The sequence below is a fragment of the Micromonospora narathiwatensis genome, assembly GCF_900089605.1.
Lineage (GTDB): Bacteria > Actinomycetota > Actinomycetes > Mycobacteriales > Micromonosporaceae > Micromonospora > Micromonospora narathiwatensis.
On sequence record NZ_LT594324.1, the window covers coordinates 154176 to 178198 of the forward strand.

Consider the following 24023-nt stretch of genomic DNA (forward strand, 5'->3'; position numbering starts at 1 on the left):
CGTTGACCCGCCGTGGAGCGGGCCCGCAGAATCCTCGTGCCGAACACCCCCGTCGGTCACGAGAAGAGGCGCCGTGCGCCACCGCCATCTCCCCACCGCCGCGCTGGCCCTGGGCATCGTGGTCCTGCTCGACCTGCTGCGGGTGTGGCTGCCCGCAATCATCACCATCTTCGGCCGGGCGGCCGAGACCCCGGCCGAACTCCTCGGCGGCTTCGCGCTCGCCTGGTTCCTCGTCGCGCTCGCCGCTCCGCCGCTCGTACGCCGGCTCGGTCCCCGTCCGGTCGGTCTGGTCGCGGCCGGGGCGCTGGCCGCGGCCCGGCTCGCCCTGACCGCCGCGCCCGGCGGTCAGCCGCAGCTCTGGTTGGCCTGCTCCGGGCTGCTTGCCGGACTGGTCTGGCTCGCCGCCACCGCGGCCCGCACCGAACGGCCGGTGCCCGGCCTGGCCCTCGGCCTGGCGATCGCCGCCGTCGGCCACGCGCTGCTCGGCACCGAAGACCTCGTCTGGCGCGGCGGCCCGCTCGGCTGGAGCCTGAGTGTCCTGCTGGTGCTGGCCTTTCTCGCCGCCGCCGCAGCGCCCGACGGCTGGTTTCCCGGCTCGCGGCGCGGCCCGGCGGCCCCGCACGCCCCCGCCGCGTCGATCGGGTCCACACCAACCAGGTCCGCGTCGACCAGGGCAGCGTCGACCGGGCCGGCCACCGGCTCGGCCGGGCGCCGGGCCTGGCTGGTCGTCGGACCGGCGCTGCTGGTGGCCGGCCAACTGGCGCTGGCCCCGGGGCTGTGGAGCGCCTCGTCCTCCTACGGGTACGCCTCGTCCGACTTCCCCGGCCTGGGCCGCCCGCCGGAGGGCATCGCCTCGGCGTTCCCGGCGTACGCGGTCGGGCTCTTCCTCGCGGCCGCGCTCACCCGGCCTCCGGCCTGGCTCGGGCGGGTGGTGTGGCCGGTCGCCCTGCTCGCGGGTGCGGCGCTCTTCGCCGCCGACCGGCCGGCCTGGCTGGGACCGGCGTGCCTGCTCGCCGCCGTCGGCCTCGGCGGCTGCCTGGCCCGCACCGACAGCGCCGCGCCGTCCGCTGTGGTGTCGGCGTCCGGCGCGGGCGCGACCGGGCATCGCGGGGCCGCCGACCCCGGGGACCCGTCCGGCGCGGCATCCGGGCCGGACACCGCGGCGGCTCGTACGGCGCACGCCGGTGACGCGCGGCGCGGCTACCCGGCCGTCGGCGGAATGCTGCTCTTCGCCGTCGCGTCCGTCGCCTACTACGCCGCCTACGACCTGGGCTATCCCAACGGTTGGGTGCCGGTGGCCACGGCCGGGCTGATCGCCGTGCTCGCCGCCACCGGGCCGGCGCAGGCCGCCCCCCTCCTGACCGGGTATCCCCGGCGCCTCACGGCCCTGCTGCTGGCGCTGCTGGCCGTGCTGGCGGGCGGGTTGTACCGGCCGCCGGGTACGGCCACCCGGCCCGCCACGCCACCGGCGGCGGTACGGGTGCTGGCGTACAACGTCCGGATGGGCTTCGGGCTGGACGGGCGGTTCGACCTCGACGCCCTGGCCCGGGCGGTCGGCGGGGCCCGACCCGACGTGGTGCTGCTCAGCGAGGTGGACCGGGGCTGGCTGCTCAACGGCGGCCACGACCTGCTCGCCCTGCTGGCCCGGCGGCTGCGGATGCCGTACGTCTTCGCGCCCGCAGCCGATCCGCTGTGGGGGGACGCGGTGCTGAGCCGCTTCCCGGTGCGGTCCGGCCGGACCCGGCCGCTCGCGGCGTACGGCGCGCCGACCGGGGCGCAAGCCCTCGGCGTCACGCTCGACCTCGGCGGGCGGGAACTCGCCGTGGTCGCCACCCACCTGCAACCGCCACCCGGGCGGGGGCCGGTGGCCCAGGCCCGCGACGTCGCCGCCTTCGCCACCCGGTACGCGGCCGGCCGTCCGCTGGTGCTGGCCGGCGACCTGAACACCGAGCCCGGCGACGCCGCGTTCGGCGAGTTCGTCCGGGCCGGTCTGGTCGACGCCCTGGCGGCGGCCCGCCCGCTGGCGACCAGCCCGGCCGACGATCCGCGGGAGCAGATCGACCACGTACTCGTCTCGCCCGGCCTCGCCGCCGGCGCGGTGGCGGCACCGCGTACCACGGCCAGCGACCACCTGCCGGTCGCGGTGACCCTGACCCTGCCGTGAGCCCCGCCCGTCGACCGAGGTCGGGCAGCGGGACAACCGACCGGGCGCCTACAGGCGGTCGGCGGCGAGGAGGCGGTCGCCGGTGAAGGCGAGCAGCCAGCCGCCGCCCTTGGGCGTGGTGAAGTCGTCCGCCCGGCCGGTCAACCGCTCCAGCATGCCCGGGATCACCTTGCCCTGGCCGCACACGGCGACCGGTTCGCCGGCGGCGGCCAGCGCGGTGACGCACGCCGCGGCGGCGAGGGCGCACTCGTCCGGCTGCTGGCCGGGCTTCGGCTCGTCCAGGTCGCCGATCACCTCGATCGGCAGGTCCAGCCGGGCGGCCGCCGGGTCGAGGGTCTGCACGCAGCGCCGGGCCGAGGCGGCCAGCAGGCGTACCGGGCGGATCAGGGCCACCAGGTCGGCCAACGCCCGCGCCTGCGCCCAGCCCTGCTCGTCCAGCGGCCGGCCGTTGTCCGGGCCGGTCCAGGTGCCCCGCCTGCCGGCGTGCGCGTGCCGGACCAGCAGCACGGTGCCGGTGACCGGCGGCAGCGCCGCGAACGCGGCGATCACCTCGGCGTCGTGCGGGTAGCTGACCCGGCGTACCGCCTCGTCGACGTCGAGCCAGCGCACCTCGTCGACCTCGGTGTCCGGCTGGAAGCCGCCGGTCGCGGCGGCCCGCATCGACCAGTAGTCGACCGCCTTCGGTCGCCCCTCGCTGTGGTAGCGGACCGTGGGCAGGCGTACCTGTGGCACGGCCCGGGCGTCGGTCTCCTCGGCGACCTCGCGGACGGCGGCCCGCAGCGGGTGCTCCCCGGCGTCCAGCTTGCCCTTGGGCAACGACCAGTCGTCGTACCTGGGGCGGTGCACCAGGCAGACCTCGACGCCGGTCGGCCCCGGGCGCCAGGCCACCCCGCCCGCCGCCCGGATCCGTACCGGCTCGTCGTCCGTCACCCGCTCACCGTAAGCCCGGTCCGAGCCGGCCGCGCGGTCGAACCGGCGGCCGGGACCGTCTTCGTCGGCCCGTTCACCCCGCCGTACCGCCGACCCGGCGCAGCAACAGGTCCTGCAGGTGCGTCAGCGGCTCCTCCGCGGTGCCGGTACGCCGGCTCCAGCTGCCGTCCGCGGCCAGCTCGAACGCGTCCACCTCCGGGCTGAACGCGGCGGTCAGCACGAAGTCGAGTTCGGCCCGGGCCACCGGGTCGCTCACCTGCGCCAGCGCCTCCACCCGGCGGTCCAGGTTGCGGTGCATCAGGTCGGACGAGCCCATCCAGAACTCGGCGTCGCCGTTGTTGCCGAACCGGAAGATGCGCGAGTGCTCCAGGAACCGGCCGAGGATCGAGCGGACCCGGATGTTCTCCGACAGCCCCGGCACCCCCGGACGCAGCGTGCACATGCCCCGGATCAACAGGTCGACGTGCACGCCGGCCTGGGAGGCCCGGTAGAGCGCGTCGGTGATCTCCTCGTCCACCAGGGCGTTCACCTTGAACTGCACCAGGCCCGGCATGCCGAGCCGGACGTGCGTGATCTCCCGCTCGATCCGCTCGATCAGGCCACTGCGGATGCCCTGCGGGGCCACCAGCAGCCGCCGGTACGCGGTCTGCCGGCTGTAGCCGGTGAGCACGTTGAACAGGTCGGTCAGGTCGGCGCCGATCTCCGGGTCGGCGGTGAGCATGCCGAAGTCCTCGTAGGTCCGGGCGGTCTTCGGGTGGTAGTTGCCGGTGCCGATGTGGCAGTAGCGGCGGATCTGGTTGCCCTCCTGGCGTACCACCAGGGCGGTCTTGCAGTGCGTCTTCAGGCCGACCAGGCCGTAGACGACGTGGCAGCCGGCACGTTCCAGGGTGCGGGCCCAGCCGATGTTCGCCACCTCGTCGAAGCGCGCCTTCAACTCGACCAGCACCACCACCTGCTTGCCGGCGGCGGCCGCGTCGACCAGCGCGTCCACGATCGGGGAGTCGCCGCTGGTGCGGTAGAGGGTCTGCTTGATGGCCAGCACGCCCGGGTCGGCCGCGGCCTGCTCGATGAAGCGCTGCACGCTGGTCGCGAAGGAGTGGTACGGGTGGTGCACCAGCACGTCGCCGTCGCGCAGGGTGGCGAAGACGCTGCGCGGCACCTCGCCCTCGGTGAGCCGGGGGTGGGTGGCCGGCACGAACGGCGGGTCCTTGAGCTCGGGGCGGTCGGACTCGCCGTACACCTGCCAGAGCGCGGAGAGGTCCAGCAGGCCGGGCACCCGCAGCACCTCCTGGTCGTGCATGTCCAGCTCGCGGACGAGCAGCTCCAGCACCCGGTCGGAGATGGAGGCGGCCACCTCCAGCCGGACGGGCGGGCCGAAGCGCCGCCGGGCCAGCTCCCGTTCGAGGGCCTGGAGCAGATCCTCGTCGCGGTCCTCGTCGACCTCCACCTCGGCGTTGCGGGTGACCCGGAACAGGTGGCACTCCACCACCTGCATCCCGGAGAAGAGCTGCCCGAGGTGCACCGAGATGAGGTCTTCCACCGGGATGAACCGGACGCCGGGAGCGTCCCGGGCCACCCGGACGAAGCGGGGCACGTTGTTGGGCACCTTCACCCGGGCGAACAGCTCCGAACCGCCGTCCGGGTCGCGCACCGACACGGCGAGGTTCAACGACCGCCCGGAGATGTACGGGAACGGGTGCGCCGGATCCACCGCGAGCGGGGTGAGCACCGGGAAGATGTGCTCCCGGAACCAGGTGCGCAGCCGTTCCCGTTCCGGGTCGTCCAGCTCGCTCCAGCGCAGGATCCGGATGTCCTCGTCGGCCAGCCTCGGCAGCACGTCGTCGACGAAGCAGTTGGCCTGCCGGGCGACCAGGTCGGCGGCCTTCGACGCGATCAGCTCCAACTGGGTACGCAGCGGCAGCCGGTCGCCGCCGCGTACCGGCAGGCCGGCGGAGAGCCGGCGCTTCAGCCCGGCCACCCGCACCATGTAGAACTCGTCCAGGTTGCTGGCGAAGATGGCCAGGAACTTCACCCGCTCCAGCAGCGGGGTACGCGGGTCCTCGGCCAGCGCCAGCACCCGGGCGTTGAAGTCGAGCCAGGAGAGTTCCCGGTTGAGGAACCGGTCCTCGGGCAGTGGCTGGGCCGCCGCCCGTTCGGCGTACGGGCCCGGGCCCTCGACCGGGTCGAGCGGCTCCTCCAGGCCGGCGGAGGCGGCTGCGGCGTCCAGGTCGGCCGGGTCGACGGCGAGGTCCTCCTCGGGCGCGCGGACCCGGCGGAACCGGCCGTCGACGCCCCGGGCCGGGGTGCCGTTGCGAGGCGACTCCGGGTCGAGGATGTGCTGCGTGCTCTCGGGGTGCTCGCGAGGGGTGCTCACCATCTCATGATTCCCCGATTCCGGTGAACGGAAAATGAACTCGGGGCAGGTTGCTCAGGCCATCGTCGGCAACGTCACGCGGACGATCTCGCCCGCGGCGTCCCGTTCGACCCGGACCCGCTGGCCGAGCCGGAGCAGCCGCAGCCCGGAGGCGTCGAACGCGCGGGCCGGGAAGGGCAGCTCGGTGCCGTCGTCCAGGAGCAGCACGCCGCTGCGGGTCGACGCGTCGTAGGTGGCCACCGTGCCCTGCATGCCAGCACCGTACCCGACCGGTCCGCCGAGCAGCCCCGCCGTGCGCGGACCGGCGCCCAGCCGCGCGGCGGTGGCCAGGTCGGCGGCGGTGTCCACGTCCCGACGCAGGGTCGGCCAGTCGCCGCGCAGCGGCAGCGCCCCGCTCGCCGCGTGCGCCGCCGCCGAGCCCACCCCGAACCGGGGGTCCAGCGGGACCCCGGCCGGCGCGGCGAGCAGCACGGTGCCGCTGCCCGGGGCGTCGGCCACGAACCCGCGTACCCCGGACGGGCCGGCCGGGACGGCCCGCAGCGCCGCGGCCAGCTCGGCCGGACGCAGCGCGGGCAGGTCGGCGGTGAGGCCGGCCACCGCGACGCGCGGGCCGGCGACCGCCGCCCCGCGCCGGAAGGCGGCGTTCAGCCCGGCGCCCGGGTCGGGCACCGGCCGCGCGCCGGCCGCCGACGCCTCCGCCACCACCCGCGCGTCGTCGCTGACCACCAGGACCTCGCCCACCGCCGGGCAGGCGCGCACCGCGCGGACCGTGTCGGCCGCCAGCGCCAGCGCCAGCTCCTCGTGGGGTACGGCGGGCAGCGCGCCCCGCAGGCGGCTCTTCGCCGCCCGGAGGCGCTTCACCGGCACCACCACGGTCCAGGTCGGGTCGGGCACGTGACCATCCTGCCAGCCGGACGGCGGTACCCTCACTGGCCGGACCCAGGGCGAGCAGGCATGATTTCGTCGCGGGCGTGGCGCGTGGGTCGGGGCACTACGAGGAGGCAGGGTGGCACCGCGGAGGCTGGGGTTCTGGCAGTGGCTGGCCGTGGTGCTGGTCAAGCCGGTGTTGACCGTCTGGACGCGGCGCACCTGGCGGGGCATGGAGCACCTGCGCCACCCCGGCGGCGTCATCATCGTGCCGAACCACGTCTCGCACGCGGACCCGCTGGTCTCCGCGCACTTCATCCACGACGCCGGGCGCTGGCCGCAGTATCTGGGCAAGGCCAGCCTGTTCCGGGTGCCGGTGATCGGCTGGATCCTGTACCGGTGCAAGCAGATCCCGGTGGAACGGGGCACCGTCGAGGCGGCCAAGTCGCTGGACAAGCTGGTCGCCGCGGTGCGGGCCGGTGGCGCGGTGGTGATCTACCCGGAGGGGACCATCACCCGTGAACCGGACCTTTGGCCGATGAAGGGCAAGACCGGGGCGGCCCGGCTGGCGCTGGCCACCGGCGCGCCGGTGATCCCGGTCGCCATGTGGGGGCCGGAGAAGATGTTCGAACCGCGTACCGCCCGGCTCCGGCTGCGCCCGCGGACCCCGGTGACCGTGGTGGCCGGGCCGCCGATCGACCTGAGCCGCTGGGCGGGCGCGACGCCGTCCCGGGTCGTGCTGGAGGAGATGACCGACACGATCATGCTCCGGCTCCGCGACATGGTCGCCGAGATCCGCGGCGGCACGCCGCCACCGCTGTGGGAGCGTCCCGCCCGGACCCGCACCCGTGAGGCCGGAGAATGACCGGGCATGTCGCGGTGCTGGGGGCGGGGTCGTGGGGTACGACGTTCGCCAAGATCCTCGCGGACGCCGGCCGGGACGTGACGATCCTGGCCCGGCGACGGTCGGTGGCCGAGGCGATCCGCACCGAGCGCCGCAATTCGGACTACCTGCCGGGCGTACGGCTGCCCGACCGGGTCACCGCCACCGGCGACGCCGAGGAGGCGATCGTCGGCGCGGAGGTGGTGGTGCTCTCCGTGCCGTCGCAGACGCTGCGCGGCAACCTCGCCGGGTGGACCCCGTACCTGGACCCCGACGCCACGCTGGTCTCCCTGATGAAGGGCATCGAGCTGGGCACCACCAAGCGGATGAGCCAGGTGATCATGGAGACCGCCGGGGTGCCGGCCGACCGGGTGGTGGTCGTCTCCGGGCCCAACCTGGCCCCGGAGATCGCCGCCGAGCAGCCCGCCGCGACCGTGATCGCCGGCACCGACAGCCGGCGGGCCGCCCTGGTCCAGTCGTCGATCCGGACGCCGTACTTCCGCCCGTACACCAACGACGACGTGATCGGCTGCGAGCTGGGCGGGGCGGTGAAGAACGTGATCGCCCTGGCGTACGGGATCGCCACCGCGATGGGCTTCGGCGACAACACCCGGGCCATGCTGATGACCCGGGGCCTGGCCGAGACCGCCCGGCTGGGCGTGGCGCTCGGCGCCGACCCGATCACCTTCGCCGGGCTGGCCGGCATGGGTGACCTGGTCGCCTCGTGCTCCTCCCCGCTGGCCCGCAACCGGACCTTCGGCGAGCACCTGGGCCGGGGGGAGACCCTGGAACAGGCGCAGGCGGCCACCCGGCAGACCGCCGAGGGGGTGAAGAGCTGCCTGGCCATCCGGGACCTGGCCCGGGCGCACGGGGTGGAGATGCCGATCACCGAGCAGATCGAGCGGATCTGCCACGAGGGGATGGACCCGCGGCTCGCCGTGGACGCCCTGATGAGCCGGACCGCGAAGCCCGAGTCGTACGAGTGAGGCCGCGATGACCGAGTGGGGGGACGGCACCCGCAGCGTGCACGCCGGGCTGCCCGCGCCGACGCCGGGCGAGCCGTTCCTGCCCGGGCCGGTCTTCGCCGCGCCGTACCACCTGGACCCGTGGCAGGGGCCGACGGCGACGCCCAACGGGTACGGCCGGCCGGACAACCCGACCCGGCGGCTGCTGGAGGCGGCCATCGGCGAGTTGGAGGGCGGGGACTGCCGGGTCTTCGCCAGCGGCCAGGCGGCCATCACCGGGCTGCTGCTGGCGCTGCTGCGCCCCGGCGACACGGTGCTGCTCCCCGCCGACGGCTACTTCCCGGTGCGCGCCTTCGCCACCGACACCCTCGCCGGCATCGGGGTGCGGGTCGGCTTCGTGCCGACCGCCGGGCCGTACCCGTCGTTCTCCGGCGTCCGGCTGGTGCTGCTGGAGACCCCGGCGAACCCCGGCCTGGACGTGGCCGACGTGCCCGCGCTGGCCGCCGCGGCGCACGCCGCCGGGGCCCTTCTGGCGGTCGACAACACCACCGCCACGCCGCTCGGGCAGCGCCCGTTGGACCTCGGCGCCGACGTGGTGGTGGCCTCCGGCACCAAGGCGCTCACCGGCCACTCCGACCTGTTGCTCGGGTACGTGGCGACCCGCTCCGCCGAGCTGCTCGACCCGGTGACCGCCTGGCGGACCACCACCGGCGCGGTGCCCGGACCGTTCGACTGCTGGCTGGCCCACCGCTCGTTGGCGACCATGGACCTGCGGCTGGCCCGGCAGGCCGCCAACGCGGAGGCGCTCGCCCGGCTGCTCGCCGGCCGCGCCGACGTGACCGGGCTGCGCTGGCCCGGGCTGCCGGGGGACCCGGCGTACCCGGTCGCCTCGGTCCAGATGCGACGGATGCCCGGGGTGCTCTCGTTCGACCTGGGCGACGCCGACCGGGTGGCCCGGTTCCTCGACGCGTCGCGCCTGGTCGCCGCCGCCACGTCGTTCGGCGGGGTGCACACCACCGCCGACCGGCGGGCCCAGTGGGGCGACGACACCGCCCCCGGCTTCGTCCGGCTCTCCTGCGGCATCGAGGACCCCGCCGACCTGGTGGCCGACGTGGCCGCCGCGCTGGACGCCAGCGCGACCTGACGCCGCCGGCTCCGCTATCGTGTCGGGCAGCCACGGCCCTCACGGGCCCCGACCGGAGGAGGTGAGACCGATCCACCAGACGAGGACCGGCGCTCCCTCCGAGTCCACGTCGCCCCGGGACTAGGGCGACGCCGGGAGCGTCGACGAGCGCTCCCGAAAGGCATCACATGGCACCGATCCATCCCGACCGTCCCGCCCTCGTCGCCCGGCTGCGCGCCGCCGGTTGCGTCTACGCCGAGGACGAGGCGGAACTGCTGATCGCCGCCGCCGACACGGCCGAGGCACTGACCGACCTCGTCGACCGCCGGGTCGCCGGCCTGCCGCTGGAACACCTGCTCGGCTGGGCCGAGTTCTGCGGCCTGCGGGTCGCCGTCGAACCCGGGGTGTTCGTGCCCCGGGGCCGTACCGCGCTGCTGGTCGCCGCCGCCGCGTCGGTGGCCGGGCCGGCCCCCGCCGTGCTCGACCTCTGCTGCGGGTCGGGCGCCGCCGCACTGGTGCTGCACGGCCGGCTCGCCCCGCGCTGGCTGGCCGCCGCCGACATCGACCCGGTCGCGGTGGCCTGCGCCCGACGCAACCTCGCCCCGTTCGGCGTACCCGTCTACCAGGGCGACCTGTTCGCGCCGGTCCCGCCGGAGTGGCGGGGCCGGCTCGACCTGGTGGTGGCGAACGCCCCGTACGTGCCGAGCGGCGCGGTGGCGCTGATGCCGGCGGAGGCGCGGCTGCACGAGTCGTCGGTGGCCCTGGACGGCGGCGCGGACGGGCTGGCCGTGCTGCGCCGGGTGGCGGCCGGCGCGGCCGAGTGGCTCGCCCCGGGCGGGCACCTGGCGGTCGAGGTGAGCGTCACGCAGTCCGGGGCGCTCTGCGCGGTGCTGGCCGGGGCGGGCCTGGTGCCGACGGTCGTGCACGACGACGACCTGGATGCCACGGCGATCACTGCCCGCCGGCCCGCCTGAGGCCCCACGGCCGACACCGCCCGACGGTCGGCGGGGCCAGGTCGTGGGTGGTGGCCGTCCGGCGCATGGCGGGCCGGTCAACGCCGAACTAGCCTCGGGTCAGGCTCAGGTGGGAGGCGGTGGCCGTGGGCAGCGCGGGTGTGCCGGTGGTGGTGGGTCTGGACAACGGCGGCAACAGCGACAACGCCACCGTGCTGACCGTGGACGGCCGGTTCCTGGTGGACGGGCTGGTCGAGATCCCCAGCGAGGTCCAGGCCGGCCCGGAGGCGGCGATCGAGGCCCTCGCGCGGGCGTTCGACGGCATCCTGGCCCGCACCGGCGTGCCCCGCGAGCTGGTGCGCGCGGTCGGCCTGGACACGCCCGGCCCGGCCAGCGCCACCGGGGTGATCTCCTCGCGCGGCTCGACCAACTTCTCCCAGCCGGCCTGGCGGGGGTACGACGTGCGCGGCGCGTTGGAGCGCCGGCTGGGGCTGCCCGTGGTCTACGCCAACGACGGCAACGCGGCGGCCCTCTACGCCCACCACGTCCACTTCGGAGCGGACGCGATGCGTCGCTCGTCCGTAGCCGCCATCGTCGGCACCGGTCTCGGCGGCGGGGTGGTGGAGGCCGGTCGGGTGGTCGGCGGCGGGGCCGGCATGGCGGGTGAGTTCGGGCACGTGCACATCCCGCTCGACGGGCTGCTGGCCCCGGGCCAGCCCGTGCCCACCTGTGCCTGTGGCTTCGCCGGGGACGCGGAGAGCATCGCCTCGCTCACCGCCATCGAGCGCAGCCTGCTGCCGTACTGGCTGGGGCGGTTTCCGGGGCATCCGCTGGCGGCGGAGGAGCCAGGCCGGGCGGCGAAGCTGGTCCGGGGCTACGGCGAGCGGGGCGACGAACTGGCCCGGCAGCTCTTCGCCCAGCAGGCGACGGCGCTGGGCCGGCTCTTCACCATCGCGGCGAACTTCACCGACCCGCACGCGTACTTCGTCGGTGGCGGGGTGGTGGAGGCGGCGCCGGAGTTCCGCGACTGGTTCCTCGACGTCGTACGCGAGCACACGGTGCTCCGCGCCGAGCAGCGTGCGGTGGCCACCTTCGCCCTGGTGCCCGACCGGGACATGGCCGGGGCGCGTGGGGTGGCCATCGCCGCTCTGGAGGCGCTCCGGGCCGACGCCGTCGCCGGCCCGCTGGTCGCCGGCTGATCCGCGGCCCGTCCGCGCCGGAGTCCGGCCGGCGCCGGTGGCGGGTCAGCCGCGCGGTGGCGCGCCGGTGAAGGCCGCCCAGGCGGCCGGGGGGAAGACCAGCACCGGACCGCTCGGATCCTTGGAGTCGCGGACCGCGACCGCCTCCGGCAACAGCGCCATCTCGACGCACGCGCCCTCGTCCCCGCTGTGGCTGCTCTTGCGCCAGCCGGTGGCCGGCGGGCGGGGGCTGTTCGTGCCGTTCATGGGTCTACCTCTCGTTCAGCAGGCGGAGGAGCTGTTCCCGGGTGGCCGCCGGGCTCAGCGCCACGGTCCGCAGGTGCTCCATGATCTTGGTGCAGGTACGCAGGTCACCCGGCCGGTCCAGGACCATCTGCCCGGCGACCGTCTCCACGGAGGCGATGATCGGATCCTCCGGGTCGGCGAATTCCAGGATGTGCAGCGAGCCCCGGGTGCCCCGGTGGTAGCCGGCGGCGAGGGGGATCACCTGCACGGTGATGTTGGGTAGCTCGCCCATCTTCAGCAGGTGCCGCAACTGACCCTCCATCACGGACCGGTCGCCGACCGGTCGCAGCAACGCGCCCTCGTCGATGATGGCGTCGAGGATCGGCGGATCGTCACCCGTGAGCCGCTGCTGCCGGTCGAGTCGCAGGTGGACCCGCTGCTCCACCTGCTCGTCGCTGAGCGTGTGCGGGCCGCCGCGCATCACGCCCCGGATGTAGTCGGCGGTCTGGAGCAGGCCGGGCACCACCGAGGGCTCGAAGTTGGCGATCCCGGTCGCCTCCGCCTCCAGCGCGATGAAGTCGATGGTCCGCCGGTCCAGCAGGTACGAGTAGGAGACCCACCAGCCGGGCTTGCGGGCGTCCTTGGCCAGTTGCACCGCCGCGGCGATCTCGTCCGGGCTCACCCCGTAGAGGGTCAGCAGGGCGCGTACGGTGGCCGGACTGACCAGCGTCTGGGCGTTCTCGTAGCGGGACAGGGTGCTCCGAGTGCTGTTGATCTCGTCGGCCGCCACCTCCAGGGTCAGGCCGGCGGCCTCCCGGTGGGTACGCAGGGCGATGCCGAGCCGTCGGGCCCGGGCGGTCTTCGGCGCCATGGATCGATGGTCGCACATTCAACGGGAAAGTGGGCATGAGAGAAAGTCGATGAGAGTTGCATTCACGCGTGTCCACCTGTCAATCTGTGACCACGTCCTCACCACCGGTTGTCGTGGCGACGGTGGTGGTGAGCGACCGGAGGGGATGGGGCGCGCGGCGATCGGGTTATTTCTCCCCCCACGACCCGATCGTCGCGTGCCCCTTGCCGGCTGAGCAGACGGGGAGGGAATCACATGACGGCGATGGGCTGCCGCCCTCCGGACGGCGGTGCACAGCCATGACCCGCTTCCTGGTGGTCCTCACCGACGTCCGGCCGCTCGACGGCGTGGCGCGCAACGAGCGGACGAGCCCGGAGCGCCGCCGGCAGGTGGTCGGGGCGAGCAGCCGGGAGGCGGCGGACCGGATCGCCGGCGCCTTCATGGCGCTGGGCATGGTCCGCGCGGGACGGCAGCGGGTCAAGGTCATCGCCGTCGGACGTCGCGTCGCCGCGCTCCGGAGCGCCTGAACTGAATCCCGCCCGCCCTGCGGACCCGGAACCCGGGGCGGCGCCCGGACGGCCGGTGGCAGGTCCCGCCACCGGCCGTCCGGCCTGTCGCCGTACGGTTACTCACCGTATACGATTCGTTGCCCGGATCGGTTCGGCCGTCGTTCTCCCCGGGTATCGACCACCCGTGCTCGCCACGCACAGTAAGGTCAACCGGGTGAGCGCCAACGGCGAGCACGGCCAGCCGCAGTCGCGACCGAAGAGGTGACCACCAGTGACCACCCCAGGCAAAACCCGTGTGGCGATCGTCTTCGGCGGCCGTAGCCCCGAGCACGGCATCTCCTGCGTCAGCGCGGGCAGCGTGCTGGACGCGCTGGACCCGGACGAGTTCGAGGTGGTGCCGGTGGGCATCACCCGGCAGGGCCAGTGGGTGCTGGCCAGCGGCGACCCGAGTCAGCTCGCGATCCAGGACCGCAAGCTGCCGGAGATCACCTCCAGTTCCGGGGCGGAGCTGGTGCTGCGCGCGGACCCGGCGGCGGGTGGCCTGATGGTGCTCGACCCGACGCAGGGTCCCCGGGCACTGGCCGACGTGGACGTGGTCTTCCCGGTGCTGCACGGCGCGTACGGCGAGGACGGCACCATCCAGGGCATGCTGGAGATGGCCGACATCCCGTACGTCGGGGCGAACGTCTTCGCCTCCGCGGCCGCCATGGACAAGGAGTTCACCAAGAAGCTCTGCGTCGCCGAGGGCATCCCGGTCGGCCCGTACGTGGTGCTGCGCAGCGGGATGACCATGACCGGGGAGGACAAGGAGCGGCTGGGCCTGCCGGTGTTCGTCAAGCCGTCCCGGGCCGGCTCCTCCTTCGGCATCACCAAGGTCGACGACTGGTCCCAGCTCGACGCGGCGGTCGCGACGGCCCGGGAGATCGACACAAAGGTGCTGGTCGAGGGCGCCGTCGTCGGTCGCGAGATCGAGTGCGGCGTGCTGGAGGGGGAGGCCGGCGGCGCCCCGGAGGCGTCGGTGCTGGCCGAGGTACGGATGATCGGCGGCCACGACTGGTACGACTTCGAGGCCAAGTACATCTACGCCGACGAGGTCTGCGAGTACGACGTCCCGGCCAACCTGCCCGAGCGGGTCACCCGCCAGGTGCAGGAGTACGCCGCCCGCGCGTTCACCGCCCTGGACTGCTCCGGCCTGGCCCGGGTCGACTTCTTCGTCACCCCCGAACTGGACGTCTACCTCAACGAGATCAACACCATGCCCGGGTTCACCCCGACCTCGATGTTCCCCCGGATGTGGGCGGCCAGCGGCCTGGAGTATCCCAAGCTCGTCAACCGCCTCATCCGTACCGCCCTGCGCCGCGCGGGCCGCTGACCCGACCCGCGCGGGAAGCGGTCAGGAGGAGCAGCCGGAGGGGGCGGACTTGGCCGACGGGACCGTGGCGACGATCGCGTCGGAGATCTGCGCGATCCACTGGAGCGGCTGCTCGTACGCCTTCGGCAGCCCGACCCGGACGGGGACCTCCCGGTCGACGGCGGTCAGCACCGCGCCGTCGGACTCCTGCGCCGTGTACCAGCAGACCCCGTTGACCCGCCACACGTCGCCGGTCGCCGGGATGCAGCCGTCGGCCGGCTGCTCGGTCGACGCGCCCGGGGCCGGCGAGGGGCACACCGTGAGCGGCGGGACCCCGCAGGCGACCGTCAGCGCCGGGTCGCCGTACGCGGCGTTCTGCTCGGCGCCGGCGGTGACCGGTCGCTGGTTCAGGTCGCGGACGCTCGGCGGGAGCTGCGACACCAGGGCGCGGCACACCGTCGCCGGCCGCTCCGCCAGGTGCGGGACCGGCATCTCGACCGGGGCGACGGACTGCGTCCGTCCGGTGCTCGCCGACGGGCTCGGTGTGGCGACCGGCTCCGTCGGGGCGAGGCTCGCGAAGGTGAATCCGGCCACCGCCGCGGTGACCGGCACCGCGACCAGCGTCGCCCAGAGCGCCGCCCGGCGGGAGGAGCGGTCGCGGGTCGGGGCCGGCCCAGCCGGGCGGGACCCGTCGGGAGCGGGGGAGGAAGTGATCTCGTCCACTTACAGGCGCACCACCGAACACGTGAGGGTGCGGGTGATGCCGGGCACCATCTGCACCTTGCTGACGATGAGTTTGCCAAGCTCGTCGACGGTGTTCGCCTCGGTGAGCACGACCACGTCGTACGGCCCGGTGACGGCGTCGACCCGTACCACGCCGGCAAGGTCCGCGATCTGACCGGCCACGTCACGCGCCCGACCGACCTCGGTCTGGATGAGGATGTACGCCTGTACCACGACTCGACCTCCGTCCGTCGCCGCCTGGGGCGGCCCGAAGGGTGAAACTACCTTACGGAGCAGGCCCGATCCCTATCGGTGGTCGGCTGGACGCGGTGAGCGAGGACACGCCGGGTGTGGTGCGGCAATGTGAAAACGGAAGAGCGCGACGAGAGGACGGCATGACAGTCGCGGGTGTCGGGGAGTTCGGGCTGATCGACCGGGTTACGGCCCGGCTGGCGTACGGGGAGAGCTGCCTGCTCGGCCCGGGGGACGACGCGGCGGTGGTCGCGGCCCCGGACGGGCGGGTGGTGGCCTCCACCGACGTGCTGGTCGAGGGGCGGCACTTCCGCCGGGACTGGTCCGGGGCGCGGGACATCGGACACCGGGCGGCGGCGGCCAACCTGGCCGACATCGCGGCCATGGGCGCCACCCCGACCGCGCTGCTGGTCGCCCTCTGCATCCCCGCCGAGCTGGACCCGACCTGGGCGGAGGAACTGGCCGACGGGCTGGGCGCCGAGGCGGCCCTGGTCGGGGCGGGCGTGGTCGGCGGCGACATGTCGGCCAGCTCCGTCATCACGATCGCGGTGACCGCCCTGGGTGACCTGGCCGGCCGGCCGCCGGTGGTCCGCTCCGGGGCCCGCCCGGGCGACGTGCTGGCGCTCGCCGGGCGGACCGGCTGGGCGGGAGCCGGCTACACCGTGCTCTCCCGGGGCTTCCGGACGCCCCGGCTGCTGGTCGAGGCGTACCGCCGTCCCGAGGTGCCGTACTCGGCCGGCCCGGAGGCGGCCCGGCACGGCGCCACCGCCATGATCGACGTCTCGGACGGGCTGCTGGCCGACCTGGGGCACGTGGCGAAGGCCAGTGGGGTGGCGATCGACGTGACCCGGGACGCGTTCGAGGTGCCCCGACAGATGCGCGACGCGGCCCAGGCGTTGGGCGTCGACCCGTACTCCTGGATCCTGGCCGGAGGCGAGGACCACGCCCTGGCGGCGACCTTCCCGGCGGCGGCCACCCTGCCGCCGGGCTGGCGGCCGATCGGCCGGGTGGCCGAGGGCGCCGGGGTCACCGTGGACGGCGCGGCGTACGACGGCCCCACCGGGTGGGACCACTTCCGCCGGGCGGAGTGATCTGCGACCGACCTGTGCCGGGGTGGACCGGGGTGGCCCGGACTCCGGTCGTAGCCTTCTTGGCGTGAGCGAGATCGAGATCCGGGCCCGGCGCTTCGACGCGCCCGAGTCGCAGGCGTTGATCCGGGCGGCCCTGGCCGACCTCGGCGAGCGGTACGGCGGCAGCGGCGACGACACCCCGGTCGACGCGGCGGAGTTCGCGCTTCCGGCCGGCGCCTTCCTGGTCGCCTACCTCGACGGGCAGCCGGTGGGTTGCGGCGGCTGGCGCAGCCACGGCGACGACGGCGCGACGGCCGAACTGAAGCGGATGTACACCGCGCCGGCGGCCCGGGGCCGGGGCGTCGCCCGGTCGGTGCTCACGGCCGTCGAACGGTCGGCCCGGGAGCAGGGCCGCGAGCGGATCATCCTGGAGTGCGGCGACCGGCAGCCCGAGGCGATCGCGATGTACACCTCGGCCGGCTACGAGCGGATCCCGAACTTCGGCTTCTACAAGGACGCGCCGGGCTGCCTCTCCTTCGGCCGTACCCTCTGACCGCCGCCCGGCCGTACCCTCTGACCGCCGTCCGGCCGGGCCCGCCGGCCCCGCCCGGGTGGCGCGATCGCCCACCGGCTCCGTTTTTCGGACACGACAGAAGCCGGCGGATCCCAACGGATCCGCCGGCTACCGACGAGTGCTGCGGTGGTGCCGCGCGTCAGGCGCGGGTGACCTTGCCGGCCTTGATGCACGAGGTGCAGACCTGCAGCTTCTTGGTGGTGCCGCCACCGGCCGGGGTACGCACCGACTGGATGTTCGGGTTCCAGCGGCGGTTGGTCCGCCGGTGCGAGTGGGACACGTTGTGGCCGAAGCCCGGCCCCTTGCCACAGACGTCGCACACGCTAGCCACGGGATACTCCTGGGTTTGAAACGTTCATGAGGTCGCCGCCAGGCGCTGCCCGGGCAACCTGGCCAGGTTACCCGATGACCACCCGGTACGCCCAACCGGCCCTGGTCGGCGGCCGACGGCTCCGGGTCGCGGCGCGGTCTCACCCGCTGAGCCGGAGTTGTCGGACGGAAACCCGCCCAGCCTACCGGCCGCTCCGGTGGCCACGGCGCGCGGCCCCACACCGAGCGGGTGGGCTCGCGGCCGCGGCGAGACCGTGGGTGCCCGCCGGGCGGCCCGCCGGACACGCCGACGTGGACCAGGCGACCTCGGCGCGTGTCGGTACACGCCAGTAGGCTTCCGGTCGTGCTGGACACCCTCGACGCCGCCGCGGTACGCCGCTGGTGCGCGAGCGGGCTGGCCGCCCTCCAACGGCACCAGGGCGAGATCGACGACCTCAACGTCTACCCGGTCCCGGACGGCGACACCGGCACCAACCTGGTGCTCACCCTCACCTCCGCGCAGCAGGCCCTCGCCATGGACCTGGACACCCTCCCCGACGACGGGCACACGCCGCACGGGCACGCGCTGCGGCTGATGGCCCAGGGCGCGCTGCTGGGCGCGCGGGGCAACTCCGGGGTGATCCTGTCGCAGATCCTGCGCGGCCTCGCCGACGCGCTGGCCGCCGCCCCGGCGGTCCGCGGCCGGCAGCTCGCCGCCGGGCTCACCGCCGCCACCACCGCCGCCTACGCCGCGGTCGCCCACCCGGTCGAGGGCACCCTGCTCACCGTGGTCGCCGCCGCGGCGCGCGCCGCCGAGCAGACGGAGAGCGACGACCTGCCCGCCGTGGTCCGGGCCGCCGCGGCCGGCGCGGCCCGCGCGCTCGCGCGTACCCCGGAGCAGTTGCCCGCGCTGGCCCGTGCCGGCGTGGTGGACGCCGGCGGGCGCGGCCTCTGCCTGCTGCTGGACGCGCTGGTCGAGGTGGTCACCGGGGAGAGCCCCCGGCAGCCGGCGCCCGCGACGCCCGCGGTCCGCCCGCCCGCCACCGCCGTCCGGGAGACCGGCTCCCCGGCGTACGGCTACGAGGTGCAGTATCTGCTCGACGCCACCGACGAGGCGGTGGCCCGGCTGCGCGCCGAGCTGGAACCGCTCGGCGACTCGCTCGTCATCGTCGGGGACGGCAGCCCGGGCGTCGGCACCTGGAACGTGCACGTGCACGTCAACGACGTCGGCGCGGCGATCGAGGCGGGGATCGTCGCCGGCCGGCCGCACCGGATCACGGTGACCAGGTTCGCCGACCAGGCCGCGCTGCCCGCGCCGGTCCCGCTGCCCGACGGCCGGGCGGCCGTGGTGGTGGCCACCGGCGCCGGCATCGCCGAGCTGTTCGCCGCCGAGGGGGCCACCGTGGTGCCGGCCAACCCGTCCACCGGCGAGCTGCTCGACGCGATCCGGGCCACCGGGGCGGCCCGGGTGGTGGTGCTGCCCAACGACCCCAACACGCAGTCGGTGGCGAGCGCCGCCGCCCGCGAGGCGCACGGGCTCGGGGTGAAGGTCAGCGTGGTGCCCACCCGCTCCCCGGTGCAGGCCCTCGCCGCCCTCGCCGTGCGCGACCCGTCCCGGCGCTTCGAGGACGACGTCATCGCGATGGCCGAGGCCGCCGGCGCCTGCCGCTACGCCGAGGTCTGCCACGCCGGCAAGGAGGCGCTCACCGTGGCCGGCCCGTGCCGGCCGGGCGATGTGCTGGCGCTGGTCGAGGGGGAGGTGCACCTCATCGGCGCCGACCTGCTCGACACCTGCACCGCCGTGGTCGACCGGATGCTCGGCGGCGGCGGGGAGCTGGTCACCCTGCTGCGCGGGGCGGGCGCCCCGGCCGGGCTGACCGAGCGGGTACGCGAGCACGTCGAGCGTTCCTGGCCGTTCGTGGAGATCCAGGCGTACGAGGGCGGGCAGCCGCACTATCCGCTTCTGGTGGGGGTCGAATGACGAGCGAACCGGCCACGGTGGACACGCCGCTGAAGAAGCTGGTCGGGGAGAAGACCGCGAAGGCCCTGGCCGGCCACCTCGACCTGCACACCGCCGGCGACCTGATCTACCACTTCCCCCGTCGCTACGACGAGCGCGGCGAGCACACCGACATCCGCTCGCTGGACGTGGGGGAGCAGGTCACCGTGCTGGCCCAGGTGCAGCGCACCGCCGTACGGCCGATGCGCCAGCGCCGGGGCAACCTGCTGGAGGTGACCGTCGGGGACGGCTCGGGCGGCGTGCTCACCCTCACCTTCTTCGGCAACCAGGCATGGCGCGAGCGGGAGCTGCGGCCCGGCCGGTGGGGGCTGTTCGCCGGCAAGGTCACCGAGTTCCGGGGCAAGCGGCAGCTCAACGGCCCGGAGTACGTCCTGCTCGGCGAGGGCGGCGACGGCGAGGCGGCGGCCAACGAGGAGGTCGAGGAGTTCGCCGGGGCGCTGATTCCGGTCTACCCGGCCGCCGCGGCGGTGCCGACCTGGGTGATCGCCCGCTGCGTCCGGGTGGTGCTGGACACCTTCACCCCGCCGGAGGACCCGCTGCCGGCCGCCCTCCGGGCCAGCCGGAACCTGGTCGGCATCGGGGCGGCGCTGCGCGAGATCCACCGACCGTCCAGCAAGGAGGAGCTGTACCGGGCCCGTCGCCGGCTCAAGTGGGACGAGGCGTTCGCCGTGCAGCTCACCCTGGTGCAGCGCAAGCACCGCGCGGCGGCCTGGCCGGCGCAGGCCCGGCCAGCGCGCGCCGGCGGCCTGCTGGACGCGTTCGACGCCCGGCTGCCGTACGAGCTGACCCCCGGCCAGCAGGTCGTCGGCCGGGAGATCGCCGCCGACCTGGCCACCGCGCATCCGATGCACCGGCTGCTCCAGGGCGAGGTCGGCTCCGGCAAGACGGTGGTCGCGCTGCGGGCAATGCTTCAGGTGGTCGACGCCGGTGGGCAGGCGGCGTTGCTCGCCCCGACCGAGGTGCTCGCGGCCCAGCACCACCGGGGCATGCTCGACCTGCTCGGCCCGCTCGCCCAGGCCGGCGAGCTGGGCGCGGCCGACGACGCGACCCGGGTGGAGCTGGTCACCGGTTCGCTCGGCGCGGCGGCCCGGCGGCGGGCGCTCGCCGAGGTGGCCGAGGGGCGGGCCGGCATCGTGCTGGGCACCCACGCCCTGCTCTACGAGGGGGTCGACTTCCACGACCTGGGTCTGGTGGTCGTCGACGAGCAGCACCGGTTCGGCGTGGAGCAGCGGGACGCGCTGCGGGCCAAGGCCGACCAGCCGCCGCACGTGCTGGTCATGACCGCCACCCCGATTCCGCGTACGGTGGCCATGACGGTCTACGGCGACCTGGAGGTGTCCACTCTCTCCGAGCTGCCGCAGGGGCGCTCGCCGATCGCCTCGCACGTGGTGCCGGCCGCCGAGAAGCCGGCCTTCCTCGACCGGGCCTGGCGTCGGCTGCGCGAGGAGGTGGCCGCCGGCCACCAGGCGTACGTGGTCTGCCCGCGGATCGGCGAGGGGCCGCAGAGCGACGAGGAGGCCCCACGCGAGGACGACAGCGGGCGGCGCCCGCCCCTGGCGGTGACCGAGGTGGCGCCGCTGCTGGCGGAGGGCCCGCTGCACGGGCTGCGGATCGGCGTGCTGCACGGGCGGCTGCCGGCCGACGAGAAGGACGCGGTGATGCGCTCCTTCGCCGCCGGTGAACTGGACGTGCTGGTGGCGACCACGGTGGTCGAGGTGGGCGTGAACGTGCCCAACGCCACCGTGATGATCGTGCTGGACGCCGATCGGTTCGGCGTCTCCCAACTGCACCAGTTGCGCGGCCGGGTGGGGCGCGGCTCGGCCGCCGGCCTCTGCCTGCTGGTGACCGAGGCGGCGGAGGGTTCGTCGGCCCGGGAGCGGCTCGACGCGGTCGCCTCCACCACCGACGGGTTCAAGCTCGCCGAGCTGGATCTGGAACAGCGCCGTGAGGGCGACGTGCTGGGCGCCACCCAGTCCGGCCGCCGGTCCCACCTGCGGCTGTTGTCGTTGCTGCGGGACACCGACCTGATCCGGGACGCCCGGGCCGAGGCGATCGCCCTGGTCGAGGAGGATCCGGAGCTGGCCCGGCACCCGGCCCTGGCCGCCTCGGTCGCCGCCCTGGTCGACGAGGAACGCGCGGAGTACCTGGAGAAGGGCTGACGGCCCGGCTCGGTCCGTCTTGTCGGCTCGGGTGCAGCGTGCCGTGGCTCTGCGCCGGCGTCGTCGCGCCGATCTGCCGCCTGCGGAGTCGCTCGTCCCGTCGTTCGGGGCGGACACGCCGAGGGCGCGCCGACCGGATGGTCGACGCGCCCTCGGTTCAGTTCAGCGCGGATGGTTCAGCGCGGGTCAGACGGTGAAGCGGATCCGACGACGGCGAGCCATCACGAAGAGCACCGCGCCGGCGGCGAGCAGCACGGCGGCCCCACCGGCGATCGCGCCGGCGGCCGGGCCGGTGACCGGCAGACCGCCGCCCTGGCCGCACTCCTCCGGCTGGGTGTACTCGATGGTCTCGGTCTCGTCGACCACGTCGTACTTGACGGTGACCTTGAGGCCCTTGTAGGCGTCGAAGCTGACCGAGGTGGTCTTGCCCGGCACCGACTCGAGCTTCTTGGTGACACCCTTCTCACTGGTCAGGGTGGCGGTGAACGGGATGCCCTTGGCCGGGTTCTCCACGATGAAGGTCATCGTGTCGCAGGTCTCCTCCAGCTGGAAGACCGGCTCCTCCGGCTCCTCCGCCGGGGTGGAGGGGGTGGCCGTCGGGCTGGCCGACGGGGTCGGCTCCGGCGAGTCCGTGGGCGCCGGGGTCTCGCTCGGCGCCGGGGTCTCGGTCGGCTCCGGCGAGGCCGGCGGGGTCGGCTCCGGCGACTCGGTCGGGCCGCAGTCCTGGCTGGGCTGCGCGACGACGGTGCGCTCCCCGGTGAGGACCTTCTTGTCGCGCTTCTTGCCGCGCTCCCACCGCGCCGCGACGGTGAGCTTCAGCTCGGGGATGTCGCCCTCGAAGGTGTAGGTCTGGGTGCCGGTCAGCGGACCGTCGCCCTGCTTCTTCAGGGTCGCCCCGACGGCCAGCTCGCCGGTGATGTCACCCGGCACGGTGGACTCGAGCTTGGTGATGGTGCCGTCGATGTCGGTTTCACTGCTGATCACCGACCAGTTGACGGTGACCTTGCCGTCCGGGGTCGCGCAGTAGCTGCCGGAGGGCTCGGGGTGGTGGGCCATGGCCGGGCTGGCGACGATGGCGACGCTGGCGAGGCCGATCAGTGCACCGGCGGTGAGGGCCGTGGCACGCCGGAGGTTGAGACGGTTCACGTCTACTCCTGGTGAGGGGAAATCGGAGGGTGCGACGGGCGGACCGAAGCCGCGCGCCCGACGACCGGGCAGACCCTAGCGAGATCGACAGCTCGGGCGTTACCGGGATCGACGGCATGTAAAGGGTCTGTTATGAACTTGAGATCATTGATGTACCGCGGGTGATCGTCCGGTACGTGCCTGCGTACCGGCCGGGTGTGCCGGGTGGGCCGGCGCGTCGCGTAGCGTCATGGGCATGTGCGGGAGCAGACGGTGACCCGGATCGTGGCCGGGACGCTCGGCGGGCGGCGGATCGCCGCGCCGCCCGGCGCCGGCACCCGGCCGACCTCCGACCGGGTCCGGGAGGCGTTGTTCAGCGCGGTGCAGGCCGAACTCGACCTCGACGGGGCGCGCTTCGCCGACCTGTACGCCGGCTCCGGCGCGGTCGGGCTGGAGGCGCTGTCCCGCGGTGCGGAGCACGTGCTGCTGGTCGAGTCCGACGCCCGGGCGGCCCGGGTGATCCGGGAGAACATCGCCGCGCTGCGGGCCGCCCCGGCCGCCCGCCTGGTCACCGGCAAGGTGGCCACCGTGCTCGCGGCCGGCGCGGACGGGCCGTACGACGTGGTCTTCGCCGACCCGCCGTACGCCGTACCCGACGAGGAGATCACCGCGTTGTCGGCCGCGCTGGTCGACGGCGGCTGGCTGGCCCCGGACGCCCTGGTGATCGTCGAGCGGTCCAGCCGTACCGGGCCGGTCACCTGGGTGGACGGCATCACGCCCGGGCGCTCTCGCCGCTACGGCGAGACCACCCTTTGGTACGGTCGCCGATCATGAGACGCGCGGTCTGCCCGGGCTCCTTCGACCCGGTCACCAACGGACACCTCGACATCATCGGTCGGGCCAGCCGGCTCTTCGACGAGGTGATTGTCGGCGTGCTGATCAACCAGTCCAAGCAGGGGCTGTTCACCGTCGAGGAGCGCATCGACATGCTCCGCGAGGTGACCGCGTCGTACGACAACGTGCGGGTCGAGTCGTTCCGTGGGCTGCTGGTGGACTTCTGTCGTGCCCAGCAGGCGAGCGTGCTGATCAAGGGCCTGCGGGCGGTCAGCGACTTCGACTACGAACTCCAGATGGCCCAGATGAACATCGGCCTGGCCGGCGTGGAGACGCTCTTCATGCCGACCAATCCGCTCTACTCCTTCCTCTCCTCCAGTCTGGTCAAGGACGTGGCCAAGTGGGGCGGCGACATCTCCGCCCACGTCCCCGACACCGTCCGCCAACAACTCACCACCCGCCTCCACCCCACCCCCCGCCCCTAACCCCCCCACCCCCACCCCCCACCCCCACCCCCCGTCCCTCCCGCCCCACCCCACCGCGGCGATCTTGCACTTCGGGTCG

The 24023-nt window shown here is 74.6% G+C and carries 22 protein-coding genes and 1 pseudogene; 14 read left to right on the forward strand and 9 right to left on the reverse strand.

The window, feature by feature from the left end; genetic code table 11:
* Nucleotides 1-73 precede the first annotated feature (73 nt).
* Complete coding sequence (locus tag GA0070621_RS00660; protein WP_091190402.1) at nt 74-2164, forward strand: endonuclease/exonuclease/phosphatase family protein; 2091 nt, start codon at nt 74-76, stop codon at nt 2162-2164.
* A 48-nt stretch (nt 2165-2212) separates the two neighbouring features.
* Here the strand turns inward: GA0070621_RS00660 and GA0070621_RS00665 are convergent, their stop codons facing one another.
* From GA0070621_RS00665 to cofC, 3 genes and pseudogenes are all read right to left on the reverse strand, one after another.
* Nucleotides 2213-3094, reverse strand: a complete 882-nt coding sequence (locus tag GA0070621_RS00665) for an NUDIX hydrolase (protein WP_091190406.1) — start codon at nt 3092-3094, stop codon at nt 2213-2215.
* Nucleotides 3095-3167: 73 nt separating this feature from the next.
* The gene (locus GA0070621_RS00670) at nt 3168-5468 is read right to left on the reverse strand and encodes an RNA degradosome polyphosphate kinase (protein WP_197673963.1); all 2301 of its coding nucleotides are present in this window, start codon (nt 5466-5468) and stop codon (nt 3168-3170) included.
* 276 nt (nt 5469-5744) lie between these two features.
* Nucleotides 5745-6362, reverse strand: a pseudogene (gene cofC, locus GA0070621_RS30620) (2-phospho-L-lactate guanylyltransferase); the annotation flags it as partial.
* A 112-nt stretch (nt 6363-6474) separates the two neighbouring features.
* Between cofC and GA0070621_RS00680 the strand changes: the two are divergent.
* The 5 genes from GA0070621_RS00680 (at nt 6475) to GA0070621_RS00700 (ending at nt 11458) form a co-directional block, all read left to right on the forward strand.
* Entirely contained in the window at nt 6475-7200 is a 726-nt protein-coding gene (locus tag GA0070621_RS00680; RefSeq protein ID WP_091190415.1) for a lysophospholipid acyltransferase family protein, read from the forward strand.
* On the forward strand, nt 7197-8204 hold the full coding sequence (locus GA0070621_RS00685) for an NAD(P)H-dependent glycerol-3-phosphate dehydrogenase (protein WP_091190418.1): 1008 nt from the start codon (nt 7197-7199) through the stop codon (nt 8202-8204). Before GA0070621_RS00680 ends, GA0070621_RS00685 begins: the two co-directional genes overlap by 4 nt.
* A gap of 7 nt (nt 8205-8211) precedes the next feature.
* Nucleotides 8212-9327, forward strand: a complete 1116-nt coding sequence (locus GA0070621_RS00690; protein WP_091190421.1) for a cystathionine gamma-lyase — start codon at nt 8212-8214, stop codon at nt 9325-9327.
* Between the two features lie 167 nt (nt 9328-9494).
* Nucleotides 9495-10280, forward strand: a complete 786-nt coding sequence (locus GA0070621_RS00695; protein WP_091190425.1) for a putative protein N(5)-glutamine methyltransferase — start codon at nt 9495-9497, stop codon at nt 10278-10280.
* Between the two features lie 125 nt (nt 10281-10405).
* Entirely contained in the window at nt 10406-11458 is a 1053-nt protein-coding gene (locus tag GA0070621_RS00700; protein WP_091201818.1) for an ROK family protein, read from the forward strand.
* A gap of 45 nt (nt 11459-11503) precedes the next feature.
* Here GA0070621_RS00700 and GA0070621_RS00705 read toward each other — a convergent pair whose 3' ends face one another.
* Complete coding sequence (locus tag GA0070621_RS00705) at nt 11504-11704, reverse strand: DUF397 domain-containing protein (RefSeq protein ID WP_091190428.1); 201 nt, start codon at nt 11702-11704, stop codon at nt 11504-11506.
* A gap of 4 nt (nt 11705-11708) precedes the next feature.
* A complete protein-coding gene (locus GA0070621_RS00710) occupies nt 11709-12554 on the reverse strand; it encodes a helix-turn-helix domain-containing protein (RefSeq protein ID WP_091190431.1) in 846 nt (281 codons plus the stop codon).
* A 278-nt stretch (nt 12555-12832) separates the two neighbouring features.
* Here GA0070621_RS00710 and GA0070621_RS00715 point away from each other — a divergent pair, with 278 nt between their 5' ends.
* Together GA0070621_RS00715 and GA0070621_RS00720 are read left to right on the forward strand one after the other, a co-directional pair.
* Entirely contained in the window at nt 12833-13060 is a 228-nt protein-coding gene (locus GA0070621_RS00715; RefSeq protein WP_091190434.1) for a hypothetical protein, read from the forward strand.
* Nucleotides 13061-13313: 253 nt separating this feature from the next.
* Nucleotides 13314-14414, forward strand: coding sequence for a D-alanine--D-alanine ligase family protein (locus GA0070621_RS00720; RefSeq protein WP_091190436.1), 1101 nt, complete (start codon nt 13314-13316; stop codon nt 14412-14414).
* A 21-nt stretch (nt 14415-14435) separates the two neighbouring features.
* On the opposite strand, the gene GA0070621_RS00725 is transcribed toward GA0070621_RS00720, so the two are convergent.
* Nucleotides 14436-15116: a DUF3515 family protein gene (locus GA0070621_RS00725; protein WP_167666469.1), complete on the reverse strand. Its 681-nt coding sequence runs from the start codon at nt 15114-15116 to the stop codon at nt 14436-14438.
* On the reverse strand, nt 15117-15350 hold the full coding sequence (locus GA0070621_RS00730) for an Lrp/AsnC ligand binding domain-containing protein (RefSeq protein ID WP_018786298.1): 234 nt from the start codon (nt 15348-15350) through the stop codon (nt 15117-15119).
* Between the two features lie 161 nt (nt 15351-15511).
* On the opposite strand from GA0070621_RS00730, the gene GA0070621_RS00735 reads away from it, so the two are divergent.
* Together GA0070621_RS00735 and GA0070621_RS00740 are read left to right on the forward strand one after the other, a co-directional pair.
* Nucleotides 15512-16459: a thiamine-phosphate kinase gene (locus GA0070621_RS00735; protein WP_091190438.1), complete on the forward strand. Its 948-nt coding sequence runs from the start codon at nt 15512-15514 to the stop codon at nt 16457-16459.
* Between the two features lie 64 nt (nt 16460-16523).
* Entirely contained in the window at nt 16524-16991 is a 468-nt protein-coding gene (locus GA0070621_RS00740) for a GNAT family N-acetyltransferase (protein WP_091190441.1), read from the forward strand.
* Nucleotides 16992-17151: 160 nt separating this feature from the next.
* Here the strand turns inward: GA0070621_RS00740 and rpmB are convergent, their stop codons facing one another.
* Nucleotides 17152-17343, reverse strand: coding sequence for a 50S ribosomal protein L28 (gene rpmB, locus GA0070621_RS00745; RefSeq protein WP_013284551.1), 192 nt, complete (start codon nt 17341-17343; stop codon nt 17152-17154).
* 342 nt (nt 17344-17685) lie between these two features.
* Here rpmB and GA0070621_RS00750 point away from each other — a divergent pair, with 342 nt between their 5' ends.
* The gene (locus GA0070621_RS00750; protein ID WP_091190444.1) at nt 17686-19302 is read left to right on the forward strand and encodes a DAK2 domain-containing protein; all 1617 of its coding nucleotides are present in this window, start codon (nt 17686-17688) and stop codon (nt 19300-19302) included.
* On the forward strand, nt 19299-21500 hold the full coding sequence (recG, locus tag GA0070621_RS00755; RefSeq protein ID WP_091190447.1) for an ATP-dependent DNA helicase RecG: 2202 nt from the start codon (nt 19299-19301) through the stop codon (nt 21498-21500). Before GA0070621_RS00750 ends, recG begins: the two co-directional genes overlap by 4 nt.
* Nucleotides 21501-21686: 186 nt before the next feature.
* Here the strand turns inward: recG and GA0070621_RS00760 are convergent, their stop codons facing one another.
* A complete protein-coding gene (locus tag GA0070621_RS00760) occupies nt 21687-22646 on the reverse strand; it encodes an RAD23 family protein (protein ID WP_091190451.1) in 960 nt (319 codons plus the stop codon).
* A 252-nt stretch (nt 22647-22898) separates the two neighbouring features.
* Between GA0070621_RS00760 and rsmD the strand changes: the two genes are divergently transcribed.
* Both rsmD and coaD read left to right on the forward strand, forming a co-directional pair.
* Nucleotides 22899-23459: a 16S rRNA (guanine(966)-N(2))-methyltransferase RsmD gene (gene rsmD / locus GA0070621_RS00765; RefSeq protein ID WP_091201822.1), complete on the forward strand. Its 561-nt coding sequence runs from the start codon at nt 22899-22901 to the stop codon at nt 23457-23459.
* Nucleotides 23456-23944 (forward strand): pantetheine-phosphate adenylyltransferase, encoded by a 489-nt coding sequence (gene coaD / locus GA0070621_RS00770; RefSeq protein ID WP_091190453.1) that lies wholly within the window; start codon nt 23456-23458, stop codon nt 23942-23944. Before rsmD ends, coaD begins: the two co-directional genes overlap by 4 nt.
* Nucleotides 23945-24023 lie beyond the last annotated feature (79 nt).